The following is a 13,341-nucleotide window of genomic DNA, read 5'->3' as shown; positions in this document are numbered from 1 at the left end:
GGCTCGGGAGAAAGACAATGGTTGTAAGCGCCAACAGACTGGAACTGCTGCAGATCGCCGATGCGGTCGCGCGTGAAAAGTCGATCGACAAGTCGATCGTCATCGCCGCCATGGCCGATGCGATCCAGAAAGCGGCGCGCTCGCGCTACGGCCAGGAGACCAACATCCGCGCCGACATCAACGCCAACACCGGCGAGATGAAGCTGCAGCGGCTGATGGAAGTGGTTGAGAAGGTCGAGGATTACGCTACCCAGATCGCCATTTCCTCGGCCCGCGAGCGCAACCCCGACGCCCAGCTCGGCGATTTCATCGCCGAACAGCTGCCGCCGATGGATTTCGGCCGCATCGCCGCCCAGTCGGCCAAGCAGGTCATCGTGCAGAAAGTGCGCGAGGCCGAGCGTGACCGCCAGTATGACGAATACAAGGATCGCATCGGCGAGATCGTCAACGGAACCGTCAAGCGCGTCGAATACGGCAACGTCATCGTCGATCTCGGCCGCGGCGAGGCGATCATTCGCCGCGACGAGCTGATCCCGCGCGAGAATTACAAATATGGCGATCGCGTCCGCGCCTATGTCTACGACGTGCGCCGCGAGCAGCGCGGCCCGCAGATATTCCTGTCGCGTACCCATCCGCAGTTCATGGCCAAGCTGTTCACCATGGAAGTGCCGGAAATCTACGACGGCATCATCGAGATCAAGTCGGTGGCCCGCGATCCGGGCTCGCGCGCCAAGATCGCCGTCATCTCGCGTGATTCGTCGATCGATCCGGTCGGCGCCTGCGTCGGCATGCGCGGCAGCCGCGTCCAGGCGGTGGTCGGCGAATTGCAGGGTGAGAAGATCGACATCATCCCGTGGTCGCCGTCGGCCGCTTCCTTCATCGTCAACGCGCTGCAGCCGGCCGAGGTCGCCAAGGTGGTGCTCGACGAGGACGCCGAGCGCATCGAGGTCGTGGTGCCGGACGACCAGCTGTCGCTGGCCATCGGCCGCCGCGGCCAGAACGTCCGGCTCGCCTCGCAGCTTACCGGCTGGGACATCGACATCCTGACCGAGCAGGAAGAGAGCGAGCGCCGCCAGAAGGAATTCGTCGAGCGTTCGGCGCTGTTCATGGAGGCCCTCGACGTCGACGAGATGGTCGGCCAGGTGCTGGCCTCCGAAGGCTTCACCAGCGTCGAGGAAGTCGCCTATGTCGACGCCGGCGAGATCGCTTCGATCGACGGCTTCGACGAGGACACCGCTTCGGAAATCCAGACCCGCGCCCGCGAGTATCTGGAGAAGATCGAAGCCGAGCATGACGACAAGCGCAAGGCGCTCGGCGTCGAGGACGAGCTGCGCGAAATCCCCGGCATCACCACCGCCATGATGGTGACGCTCGGCGAGGACGGCGTGAAGACGATCGAGGATTTCGCCGGCTATGCCGCCGACGACCTGACCGGCTGGAAGGAACGCAAGGACGGCGAGACCAAGGTCTATCCGGGCGTACTCGCCAGCCACGGCGTGTCGCGCGCCGATGCCGAGCAGATGGTTCTGGCTGCCCGCCTCAAGGCCGGCTGGATCACCGAAGACGAGCTTGCCGCGCCGGAAGCGGCGGTTGACGAAACCGTCGGTGCGTGAGGTGAAACCCTATCGCACCGAACCCGCCCCTGGACGAGATGAACGATCGCACCTGCATCGTCACCCGCAAGCAGGCCGAACCGGATGAATTGATCCGGTTCGTCGTCGGCCCGGATTCGGCCGTCGTCCCGGACCTCAAGAGAAATCTGCCCGGCCGCGGTTGCTGGGTCAGCGCCGAGCGCCTACATGTCGACAAGGCCGCGGCGAAGAACCTGTTCGCCCGCGCCTTCAAGGCGCAGGTGAATGTTCCCGCCGACATCGGCGGCATGGTCGACACCCTGCTTTCCCGATCCGCGCTGGGCATGCTTGGCCTCGCCCGCAAGGCCGGCGCGGTCGTTCTCGGCGCCGCCAAGGTCGAGAACGCGGTGCGCGAGGGCCAGGCCTTGCTGGTGCTTCATGCGACAGAAGCGTCGGATGACGGCGTCCGCAAGATCAGTCAGGCCCGGCGGGCAACTGTTCATCTCGGCGGGCCGGCCATCCCTGCCTACAAACTTTTCCCCGAGGCCGAGTTGAGCTTGGCATTGGGGGGTACAAATGTGATACATGCTGCCGTCCTCGCGCAAGACGCGGGCAAGGCGGTTGAGAAGCGCATGGTTGCGCTCGACCGGTATCGGGGCGGTTCCCCGGACGATCTGGCAATGATTGCGGACGTTGCTGACGAAGATGATGCCGCAGAGGATATGGAATGAGCGATACGAAATCGGGCGACGACAAGACGTTGAGCGTTACGCCGAAGAAGACCTTGACGCTGAAGCGGCCCGGCATGGAACAGGGCACTGTGCGCCAGAACTTCTCGCACGGCCGCACTAAGGCGGTCGTCGTCGAGACCAAGAAGCGCAAGTTCTCGCTACCCGGCGACAAGCCGGAGCCGGCGGCCGCTCCCGTGTCCGTCTTCACGCCGAAGCCCGTCGCCGCGGCGGCGCCTGCCGTCCAGGAAGCCCCCAAGGCGCCTCCGCCGCCGCCCGAGCGTGGCGGCATGGTGCTCAACGAATTGTCGCGTAGCGAGATGGAAGCCCGCCGCAAGGCGCTGGAAGGCTCCAAGGCGCGCGAGATCGAAGACCGCCAGCGCGCCCAGGAAGAGGCCAAGCGCCGCGCCGAGGAAGAAGAGCGCCGCAAGCGCGAGCGTGAGGACTCCGCGCGCCGCCAGGCCGAGGAAGAGGCGCGGCTACAGACCGAGGCCGAATCCCGGCGCCGTGCCGAGGAAGAGGCTCGCCGGCGTGCACCGCTGGCCGCCGAATTGGCGACGCCGGACGATGAAGAGGACGTCAAGCCGAAGCGTGCCGGCGCCGGCGCTCCCGTGCGCCGCCTGGTCACGCCTGAAGTGGCGCGTCCGGCCAAGCCCACCAAGGGCGAGGAAGACCGCCGCCGCGGCAAGCTGACACTGAATTCGGCGCTCTCCGACGAGGATGCGCGCGGCCGTTCGCTGTCGTCGATGCGCCGCCGTCAAGAGAAGTTCAAGCGCGCGATGCACAACGAGCCGCGCGAGAAGGTCATGCGCGAAGTGATCCTGCCCGAAACCATCACCATCCAGGAACTGGCGCAGCGCATGTCCGAGCGCGCCGTCGACGTGGTCAAGTTCTTCATGAAGCAGGGCCAGATCATGAAGCCGGGCGACGTCATCGACGCCGACACGGCCGAATTGGTCGCCACCGAATTCGGCCACACGGTGCGCCGCGTCGCCGAGTCCGACATCGAGGAAGGCCTGTTCAACATCGCCGACCGTCCGGAAGACCTGGTGTCGCGTCCGCCGGTGGTGACGATCATGGGCCATGTCGACCACGGCAAGACCTCGCTGCTCGATGCTATCCGCAACGCCAATGTCGTTTCCGGCGAAGCCGGCGGCATCACCCAGCACATCGGCGCCTACCAGGTCGAAAAGAACGGCCAGAAGATCACCTTCATCGACACGCCCGGCCACGCCGCCTTCACGGCGATGCGCGCCCGCGGCGCCCAAGCGACCGACATCGCCGTTCTGGTGGTTGCTGCCGACGACAGCGTGATGCCGCAGACGATCGAATCGATCAGCCATGCCAAGGCGGCCGGCGTGCCGATCATCGTGGCGATCAACAAGATCGACAAGCGTGACGCCGACCCGCAGAAGGTGCGCTCCGAACTGCTGCGCCATGAAGTGTTCGTCGAATCGATGGGGGGCGAGGTGCTGGACGTCGAAGTGTCGGCGACCAAGGGCACCAATCTCGACAAGCTGCTCGAAGCGATCCTGCTGCAGGCCGAGATCCTCGACCTGAAGGCCAATCCGGACCGCACCGCCGAAGGTGTGGTCATCGAGGCGCAGCTCGACAAGGGCCGCGGTCCCGTCGCCACCGTTCTGGTGCAGACCGGCACGCTGATGCCGGGCGACATCCTCGTCGCCGGCAACGAGTGGGGCCGGGTGCGCGCGCTGGTCAATGATCGTGCCGAGCACGTCAAGGAAGCGCCGCCGGCGATGCCGGTGGAGGTGCTGGGCCTGCAGGGCACGCCGCAGGCCGGCGACCGCTTTGCCGTCGTCAACAACGAGGCGCGCGCGAGAGAGATCACCGAGTACCGTCAGCGCCTGGCGCGCGAGAAGGCGGTGGCCAAGCATGCCGGCCAGCGCGGCTCGCTGGAGCAGATGATGTCGCAGTTGCAGACGAGCGGGCTGAAGGAATTCCCGCTGGTCATCAAGGGCGATGTGCAGGGCTCGATCGAGGCCATCAGCGCCGCGCTCGAGAAGCTCGGCAACGACGAAGTACGGGCGCGCATCGTCCATGCCGGTGCCGGCGGCATCACCGAGAGCGACGTCTCGCTGGCGGAGACCTCCGGTGCCGCGATCATTGGCTTCAACGTCCGCGCCAATGCGCAGGCGCGCAACGCCGCCGCGGCCGCCGGTATCGAGATCCGCTACTACTCGATCATCTACAACCTCGTCGACGACGTGAAGGCGGCCCTCTCGGGCATGCTCTCGCCGGAGCGTCGCGAGACCTTCATCGGCAATGCCGAGATCCTCGAGATCTTCGACATCACCAAGGTTGGCAAGATCGCCGGCTGCCGTGTCACCGAAGGCAAGGTCGAGCGTGGCGCCGGCGTGCGCCTGATCCGCGACAACGTCGTCATCCACGAAGGGACGCTGAAGACGCTGAAGCGTTTCAAGGACGAGGTTTCGGAAGTGCCGGGCGGCCAGGAGTGCGGCATGGCCTTCCAGAACTACGAGGACATGCGCGTCGGCGACGTCATCGAGTGCTTCCGCATCGAGATGGTGACCCGGACGCTCTGAGTTCGAGTAACGCGTCGAGAAGACCGGGCGGTGGTCGCAAGGCCGCCGCCCACATCACATGAGACATGCGGTGCGGTCCCATCCCGCGCATCACGATTTCAGGACCGAGGAAAATGTCCCGTTCAACCACGTCAGGCCCGTCCCAGCGCATGCTGCGTGTCGGCGAGCAGGTGCGCCACGCGCTGTCGGAAACCTTGCAGCGCGGCGAGATCATCGATCCGCTGATCGAGAACGCGGTGGTCTCGGTCTCCGAGGTGCGCATGTCGCCGGACCTCAAGATCGCCACCGCTTTCGTCTCGCCGCTCGGCGCCAGCGACACCAATGCCGTAATCGAGGCGCTCAACAAGCATGCGAAGTTCATCCGTGGCCGGGTCTCGGGCGCGCTCAGGCAGATGAAGTACATGCCGGAGTTTCGCTTCCGGCTCGACACATCCTTCGACAATTTCGCCAGGATCAATGAATTGCTGAAATCGCCCGAAGTGGCGCGCGATCTGCGCACCGAAGACAAGAAAGACGACAACGACAAGGACGGGAAATAGTGGCACGCCGCGGCAAGAAGAAGGGCAGGCCGGTTTCCGGCTGGGTGGTGCTGGACAAACCCGTCGGCATGGGTTCGACCGAGGCCGTCTCCAAGATCAAATGGCTGTTCCAGGCTGAAAAGGCCGGCCATGCCGGCACGCTCGACCCGCTGGCGTCCGGCATGCTGCCAATCGCGCTCGGCGAAGCGACCAAGACAGTGCCTTACGTGCAGGACGGCGCCAAGGTCTACCGCTTCACGGTCGCCTGGGGCGAGGAGCGATCGACCGACGACCTCGAAGGCCCGGTGACCAACAGTTCGGTGCGCCGTCCGGCCGAGGCCGAGGTGAGGGCGCTATTGCCGAAGTACACCGGCGTCATCATGCAGACGCCGCCGCAATTCTCAGCCATCAAGATCGCGGGCGAGCGCGCCTACGACCTTGCCCGCGAGGGCGAGACGGTCGACATACCGGCGCGCGAGATCGAGATCGGCCGCCTCGACATCGTCGAGCACGGCGCCGACCGCACAGTTTTCGAGGTCGAGTGCGGCAAGGGCACCTATGTACGCTCGCTCGCCCGCGACATGGGCCGCGACCTCGGCTGCTTCGGCCATATCGCGGAACTGCGCCGCGTCGAGGTCGAGCCTTTCACGCCGGAAGACTTCGTCACCATCGCCGAACTGGAAGCCGCGCGTTTCGGCGAACCCGATGCGGCGCAGGGCGATGCCGACGCCCCCGAAACACCCATCGACTTCGGCGCGATCGACGCGCTGCTGGTCGAGACCGCGGCGGCGCTCGATTGCTTGCCGCAGGTCGTGGTCAGCGACGACGCGGCGACCAGGATCCGGCTCGGCAATCCGGTTATCATCCGTGGCCGCGACGCGCCGGTCGAGGCCGAGGAGGCCTGCGCAACCGTGCGTGGCAGGCTGGTCGCCATCGGCGCCATCGAGCAAGGCATGTTCAAGCCCAAGCGGGTCTTTGCCGGGTAACGGCGTTCGGCTGGAGCGATTCATCGTTTCACGGAAACGCCAAACCGCTCTATCTCCTTGTTTTGGGGCAATTCCGGACGGAAAACCGTTTCACACTTTTCTTGGAATTGCTCTAATTTCGCGGCGACACTGCGCTTGAGGGGGACATGGCAAAGGCTGAGACGATCAGGAAGCGCGCGCCGCTGAAAACAAGGCGGCCGCCGGTCGGCGCTTCGCCGGGCACGCTGATCGCCGACCCCGCGGCGCGGCGCAGCGAGCTCCGGCTGACGCTGATCTCGCCGGAGAAATTCAAAACCATCGAGAACGCCAGCATCGACGATCTTACTACGCATTGCGACCAGTGGCCGGTCGTCTGGCTGGATTGCACCGGTCTTGCCAACATCCCGCTGATCGAGGAGATCGGCCGCATCTTCAGCCTGCATCCGCTGGCGCTGGAGGATGTCGTCAACAGCGGCCAGCGGCCGAAGGTGGATTTCTTCGAGGACCACGCCTTTGTCGTCATGCGCATGATCGACGACGTCACGGCCCATCGCTACGAGCAGATCGCGGTCTTCTTCGGCAACAACTTCGTCGTCACCTTCCAGGAGCGCGAGGGCGACCCGTTCAATCCGGTGCGCAAGCGCATCGCCAGCTCGGTGCCGAATCGGCTGCGCGCGCGCGGCGCCGACTATCTCGCCTATGCGCTGATCGACGCCATCGTCGACAGCTATTTCCCGCCGATCGAGGCCGCCAGTGAACTGGTCGACAGCATCGAGGACGAGATGCTGCACGCGCCGCACAAGCAGCAGATGCGGCAGTTGCACGAGTTGCGGCGCGACGCCAATGTGTTGAAGGGCGTGCTTTGGCCGATGCGCGATGCGCTGGCGACGCTGATCCGCAACGACGTGCCTTACGTGAAAGCGGAGACCAAGGTCTTCTTCAACGATACGCTTGATCATTCGCTGCGGCTGATCGAATTGGTCGAAACCCAGCGCGACATGCTGACTGGGCTGATCGAGATGCATCTGTCGCTTAGCCAGGCGCGCACCAATGACGTCATCTCCTATCTGACCATCGTCTCGGTGATCTTCATGCCGCTTACCTTCCTGGTCGGCGTCTGGGGCATGAATTTCGATCCTGACACATCGCCATGGAACATGCCGGAGCTGAAAGCCTATTACGGCTATCCCACCGCACTGGTGTTCATGGGCCTCGTTGCTGTCGGGCTCATTGCCTTCTTCAAATGGAAGAAGTGGTTGTAGTCGAACGCAAATCTTCGGTTTGACTGCAAAAGGCCTGCGACAAGCCGGCTCGTGAAATGGGCTGGCGTTTTCTGGGGAATTGCACTATATGCCCGGCAGCTTCGCGCCCTGACGCGTTGCTTGCACCGGCCCCTGCTGGACGACATCCCGGCTGAGGGCGTCCCGTTTCCTCCAACAGATAAGGAAAAACACGATGTCGATTACTGCCGAGCGCAAGAAGGAATTGATGACTGAATTCGCGACCGCCAAGGGCGATACCGGGTCTCCGGAAGTCCAGGTGGCCATTCTTTCCGAGCGCATCAAGAACCTGACCGACCACTTCAAGGACCACAAGAAGGATAACCATTCCCGCCGTGGTCTGCTCGCTCTCGTCTCCCAGCGCCGCAGCCTGCTTGACTATCTCAAGCGCAAGGACGACGCGCGCTATCAGACGCTGATCGAGAAGCTCGGTCTGCGCCGTTGACGAATTGACCGGCGGGCTTTCCTCGGGAGAGCCCGCCGGTCGCGCATTGGCGCATCGGATCTCTCCAGTGCGCCAATGAGGGAAATGAAGCGCCGCGCATCGGTTTGGATGCGCAAATGGACGCTTCGCAAAGTTCGCATTTGCGCAGGGCGCGTTTCGAGAGCCGAGGCTTTCGGGGTCATGCGCAAGGCCGTTCGGATCGATCGGCCACCCGGTTTCGAGAAAGCAGAGGGCCACTCGGAACCGCCCATGGACGGTCATGGGGCAGGATTGCAGGACGCTCGTGCGGCCATCGTGCCGAGATTGACATGAGCTTCCCGTTGTCTTGCCCGTGGCTGCCCGAGAAAAGAAGCCAGGGGAAAGGGCATCCGCGCATGATCAAGCAGCGCGACCCTTTCCGCATATGAAGGACAAGATATGTTCAACTACCACAAAGTGGAAATCGAGTGGGGCGGCCGTCCGCTCGTTCTGGAAACCGGCAAGATCGCCCGCCAGGCTGACGGCGCCGTGCTCGCCACCTACGGCGAGACCGTCGTCCTCGCCACCGTCGTTTCTATGAAGGAACCGAAGCCCGGCCTCGATTTCTTCCCGCTGACCGTCAACTACCAGGAAAAGACCTATGCCGCCGGCAAGATCCCGGGCGGCTACTTCAAGCGCGAGGGCCGTCCTAGCGAGAAGGAAACGCTGGTTTCCCGCCTGATCGACCGCCCCATCCGCCCGCTCTTCGCCGACGGCTACAAGAACGACACCCAGATCGTCGTCACCGTCGTCCAGCACGACCTCGAGAACGATCCGGACATCCTGTCGATCGTTGCCACCTCGGCAGCGCTGACGCTGTCGGGCGTCCCCTTCATGGGCCCGATCGGCGGCGCCCGCGTCGGCTACATCAACGGCGAATATGTGCTCAACCCGCATATTGACGAGATGGAGGAATCCAAGCTCGATCTCGTCGTCGCCGGCACGTCGGAAGCCGTGCTGATGGTCGAATCGGAAGCCAAGGAGCTCAGCGAGGAGCTGATGCTCGGCGCCGTGATGTTCGGCCACAAGGGCTTCCAGCCGGTGATCGACGCCATCATCAAGCTGGCCGAGGTTGCCGCCAAGGATCCGCGCGACTTCACCGCGCCGGACTATTCCGAGCTCGAAGGCGAGATGCTGAAGATCGTCGGCGATGAACTTCGCGATGCCTACAAGATCACCGACAAGCAGGCCCGCTACGCCGCCGTCGACGCTGTCAAGGCCAAGGTCAAGGCGGCGTTCGCCCCGGCCGAAGGTGAGGAAGCCAGGTACACGTCCGAGCAGATCGGCACCGTGTTCAAGGAACTCCAGGCCAAGGTCGTGCGCTGGAATATCCTCGACACCGGCTCGCGCATCGACGGCCGCGACCTCAAGACAGTGCGCAAGATCGTCTCCGAAGTCGGCGTCCTGCCGCGCACCCACGGTTCGGCGCTGTTCACCCGTGGCGAGACCCAGGCGCTGGTCGTCGCCACGCTCGGCACCGGCGAGGACGAGCAGTATGTCGACTCGCTGACCGGCATGTACAAGGAGAAGTTCCTCCTTCACTACAACTTCCCGCCCTATTCGGTCGGTGAGACCGGCCGCATGGGTTCGCCGGGCCGGCGCGAAATCGGTCACGGCAAGCTCGCCTGGCGCGCCATCCGGCCGATGCTGCCCTCCGCCGACCAGTTCCCCTACACGCTGCGCGTCGTCTCGGAGATCACCGAGTCCAACGGCTCGTCCTCGATGGCCACCGTCTGCGGCACCTCGCTGGCGCTGATGGATGCCGGCGTGCCGATCGCCAAGCCGGTTGCCGGCATCGCCATGGGGCTGATCAAGGAAGGCGAGCGCTTCGCGGTGCTCTCCGACATCCTCGGCGACGAGGACCACCTCGGCGACATGGACTTCAAGGTTGCCGGTACCGCCAGCGGCGTCACCTCGCTGCAGATGGACATCAAGATCGACGGCATCACCGAGGAGATCATGCAGATCGCGCTCGGCCAGGCCAAGGACGGCCGCCTGCACATCCTCGGCGAGATGGCCCACGCGCTGTCCGGTGCCCGCGCCGAGCTCGGTGAATTTGCGCCGCGCATCGAGGTCATGCACATCCCGACCGACAAGATCCGCGATGTCATCGGCTCCGGCGGCAAGGTCATCCGCGAGATCGTCGAGAAGACCGGCGCAAAGATCAACATCGAGGACGACGGCACGGTCAAGATCGCTTCATCCAACGCCAAGGAGATCGAGGCGGCCAGGAAGTGGATTCACACCATCGTTGCCGAACCGGAAGTCGGCGAGATCTACGAAGGCACGGTCGTCAAGACCGCCGACTTCGGCGCTTTCGTCAACTTCTTCGGTCCGCGCGACGGCCTCGTCCACATTTCGCAGCTGGCCAACGAGCGCGTCGCCAAGACCTCCGACGTCGTCAAGGAAGGCGACAAGGTATGGGTCAAGCTGATGGGCTTCGACGAGCGCGGTAAGGTCCGCCTGTCGATGAAGGTCGTCGACCAGGCTACCGGCAAGGAAATCGTGCGCGAGAAGAAGGCCGAAGGCGGCGAGGAAGACGCAGCCTGATCGGTCTGACCGGATAGTTGAGACGGGCGCGGCGATGTCGCGCCCGTTTTCGTTTAGGGGGCTTGTTTCCCACGGGGCAAGGAAATGTCGGCAGAGCCGCTGAAGACGCTGTTCCATCCCTATGAGGCCGAGGCCCTGCCCTTGCCCGGGATGGGCGAACGCGCGCTTTTTCTTGGCGCCGAGCCCGGTTTCCGCTTGCCCGAAGGGTTTGCTGCCGCGCTCCATCTCGTGCAGGGCTTCCGGTCGCATTTCCGTGCGCTGCAGGCGGCAGGCTTCGATGTCCTGCCGCGAGCGGAAGGCGCGAGCTTCGACACCGCACTCGTGCTCGCCGGGCGCCATCGCGGCCAGAACGAGCTGCGTGTCGCCGAGGCGATCGAGCGCGTGGCAGCGGGCGGATTGATCGTGGTCGCGGGTGGCAAGGAGGACGGCATCGCGTCCCTGCGCAAACGCATCGATGAGCTCGTGCCGCTCGACGGCCACCTTCCCAAGCATCACGGCGTTGCCTTCTGGTTCCGCCGGCCCGTCGACGCAGGAGCGGCGGCGGTGCTGCGCGCGGCCAATCCGGCCGTTCTGGTCGAGGGCCGCTTCCACACCGCGCCGGGCATGTTCTCCTTCGATCGCGTCGACACCGGCTCGAAACTGTTGGTGGAAAGCCTGCCGGGCGACCTCAAGGGCATCGTTGCCGACTTCTGCGCCGGCTGGGGTTATGTGGCCGCCGAGGTCGCGCCCCGGTTCCCGGGCCTCACCGCGCTCGATCTCTTCGAGGCGGACTTCGAGGCGCTGGAAGCGGCGAAGGCCAATGTGAACAACACGTCCGCAGCGCCGCGTTTTTTCTGGGCCGATCTGCTCGGCGAGCCGGTCGAGCGGCGCTATGACGCCATCCTCATGAACCCGCCATTCCACCGCGGCCGGGCGGCCGAGCCCGAGGTCGGCGCCGGCATCATCCGGGCGGCGGGCAAGGCGCTGAAGCCTGGAGGGCGGCTGTTCATGGTGGCGAACCGCCAGTTGCCTTACGAAGCGGTGCTGGCGGCGGCCTTTTCGAGCCATGTCGAAGTCGCCCGCGACGGCATGTTCAAGGTGCTTTCGGCGCGCCTGTAATCTTCGCCGTCAGTGCATGCTGACAATGCGCGCCTCGCGCTTTTCGAAGCGCGCCGCACCAAGCTCGATCTTGAGCGGCGCCGGCCGGCCGAACAGATAGCCCTGCACCACCTCGCAGCCGGCGGCCCTGAGCAGCGTCGCCTGGTTCTCGGTTTCGACGCCTTCGGCAATGATACCGACGCCGAGCGCGCGCGAAAGTCCGACGATGGTCGAGACGACCGCGCCGGAGTTGGAATCGGTGTCGATGCGGCTGACGAACGAACGGTCGATCTTGAGCTTGCCGAACGAGAAATCGATGAGGTAGCTCAAATTGGAATAACCGGTGCCGAAATCGTCGACGGCCACTGAGATGCCCATCTCGGCAAGCTGCTGCAGGATGATGGCCGCGCGCTCTCGGTCCTGCATCATCGCCGTCTCGGTGACCTCCAGCTCCAGCCGCGACGGCTTGATGCCGGTGGCGGCCATCGTCTCGCGCACATTGCCGACGAAATCCTTGGTCATGAACTGGACCGGCGAGATGTTGACGGCGACGAAGCAGTCCTCGGGCAGGTACTGGGCGTCGCTGCAGGCCTTGCGCAGCACCCATTCGCCGATCGGGTTGATCATGCCGGTCTCTTCCGCGATCGGGATGAACTCCATTGGCGGGATCATGCCGCGCTCGGGATGCTTCCAGCGGATCAGCGCCTCATAGCCGATAACGCGGCCGCTCGGCAGGTCGAGCTGCGGCTGGTAGTGGAGGTCGAAATCGCCACGCTCGAAAGCGGTATGCAGCTCGGACTCGATCCATTGGCGATAGTCGGCGACCCGCCCCATGTCGGCATGGAAGACTGACCAATTGCCCACGCCGCCGGCGCGCGCGTTCTGCAGCGCAAGGTTGGAGCGGCGCAGCACCAGCACGGGGTCGACGCCGTCCTTGGGCATTGCGGCAATGCCCACCGACAGGCTGACCGACTGCTGATGCGAATTGAGCTGGTAGGGCTCCATCATCTCGTCGATGAGCTTCTCGATCGCCTCCTCGACCGGGCCCTTCAGCGCGCGGTCGGCCAGCAGAACACCGAACTCGCCGGCGCCGAGGCGCCCGATCACCGTGCCCTCCGGCATGCGGGCCTTGAGCCGCTCGGCGAAGGCCCGGATCAGATCGTCGCCATGGCTGTAGCCGATGGCGTCGTTGATGTGTTTGAAGCGATCGATGTCGATGTCGACTAGGAAAACCGGTTCGCCTGTGCGGATCGTCGCCGATGCCGCCTCGGCGATCTTGCCGACCATTGCCGGACGCGCGAGCAGGCCCGTCAGCTTGTCGAAATTGGTTTCGCTGAAGACATACTGCTCGGATTCATCGACGCCGGCGAAGAAGGACAGGGCGGCGCCCGCCGCGGCCAGCGCGCAGAGAGCCGCGATGATGCCGGCCATTGTTCCTGCCGGCATGCCGGCAAGGCCGTCGCCAAAACCGAACTTCAGCCCCCAGATGCCGAGGATAAAACTGCCCATGCCCGAACTGCCTATGGTCAGCAGTCGGAACAGCGGAGTTCGCTTCGGGTTGCTGACAGCAGACATGCAGAGTCCCCAAGGTGCGGGACGTTCTAGCGGAAATCTCCTTAAAATGA

Annotated in this window: 10 protein-coding genes; 9 read left to right on the top strand and 1 reads right to left on the bottom strand. The window is 64.6% G+C overall.

Features of this window, described 5'->3' with window-relative positions; all coding sequences use genetic code 11:
• The first annotated feature begins 17 nt into the window (after window positions 1–17).
• The 9 genes from nusA (at window position 18) to EJ073_RS16395 (ending at window position 11,737) form a co-directional block, all read left to right on the top strand.
• Window positions 18–1,613, top strand: coding sequence for a transcription termination factor NusA (gene nusA, locus EJ073_RS16435; protein WP_126056668.1), 1,596 nt, complete (start codon window positions 18–20; stop codon window positions 1,611–1,613).
• Between the two features lie 38 nt (window positions 1,614–1,651).
• Window positions 1,652–2,302 carry an RNA-binding protein gene (locus EJ073_RS16430; RefSeq protein WP_126056667.1) on the top strand — a complete coding sequence of 217 codons (651 nt, stop codon included), beginning with the start codon at window positions 1,652–1,654 and terminating at the stop codon, window positions 2,300–2,302.
• Window positions 2,299–4,863 carry a translation initiation factor IF-2 gene (infB, locus tag EJ073_RS16425; RefSeq protein ID WP_126056666.1) on the top strand — a complete coding sequence of 855 codons (2,565 nt, stop codon included), beginning with the start codon at window positions 2,299–2,301 and terminating at the stop codon, window positions 4,861–4,863. Before EJ073_RS16430 ends, infB begins: the two co-directional genes overlap by 4 nt.
• A 113-nt stretch (window positions 4,864–4,976) precedes the next feature.
• Window positions 4,977–5,402 (top strand): 30S ribosome-binding factor RbfA, encoded by a 426-nt coding sequence (gene rbfA, locus EJ073_RS16420; protein ID WP_126056665.1) that lies wholly within the window; start codon window positions 4,977–4,979, stop codon window positions 5,400–5,402.
• Window positions 5,402–6,367, top strand: coding sequence for a tRNA pseudouridine(55) synthase TruB (gene truB, locus EJ073_RS16415; protein WP_126056664.1), 966 nt, complete (start codon window positions 5,402–5,404; stop codon window positions 6,365–6,367). Before rbfA ends, truB begins: the two co-directional genes overlap by 1 nt.
• A 146-nt stretch (window positions 6,368–6,513) precedes the next feature.
• The gene (corA, locus tag EJ073_RS16410) at window positions 6,514–7,608 is read left to right on the top strand and encodes a magnesium/cobalt transporter CorA (RefSeq protein WP_126056663.1); all 1,095 of its coding nucleotides are present in this window, start codon (window positions 6,514–6,516) and stop codon (window positions 7,606–7,608) included.
• Window positions 7,609–7,759: 151 nt separating this feature from the next.
• Entirely contained in the window at window positions 7,760–8,071 is a 312-nt protein-coding gene (rpsO, locus tag EJ073_RS16405) for a 30S ribosomal protein S15 (protein WP_281033073.1), read from the top strand.
• A 417-nt stretch (window positions 8,072–8,488) separates the two neighbouring features.
• Complete coding sequence (pnp, locus tag EJ073_RS16400) at window positions 8,489–10,639, top strand: polyribonucleotide nucleotidyltransferase (protein ID WP_126056661.1); 2,151 nt, start codon at window positions 8,489–8,491, stop codon at window positions 10,637–10,639.
• An 84-nt stretch (window positions 10,640–10,723) separates the two neighbouring features.
• Window positions 10,724–11,737, top strand: a complete 1,014-nt coding sequence (locus EJ073_RS16395) for a class I SAM-dependent methyltransferase (protein ID WP_126056660.1) — start codon at window positions 10,724–10,726, stop codon at window positions 11,735–11,737.
• Between the two features lie 9 nt (window positions 11,738–11,746).
• On the opposite strand, the gene EJ073_RS16390 is transcribed toward EJ073_RS16395, so the two are convergent.
• A complete protein-coding gene (locus EJ073_RS16390) occupies window positions 11,747–13,291 on the bottom strand; it encodes a bifunctional diguanylate cyclase/phosphodiesterase (RefSeq protein ID WP_126056659.1) in 1,545 nt (514 codons plus the stop codon).
• Between the last annotated feature and the right edge of the window lie 50 nt (window positions 13,292–13,341).

It is taken from the genome of Mesorhizobium sp. M4B.F.Ca.ET.058.02.1.1 (assembly GCF_003952505.1).
Classification (GTDB): Bacteria; Pseudomonadota; Alphaproteobacteria; order Rhizobiales; family Rhizobiaceae; genus Mesorhizobium.
Note: the sequence above shows the minus strand (reverse complement) of the source record. Positions and strands in the feature narration are given on the sequence as shown.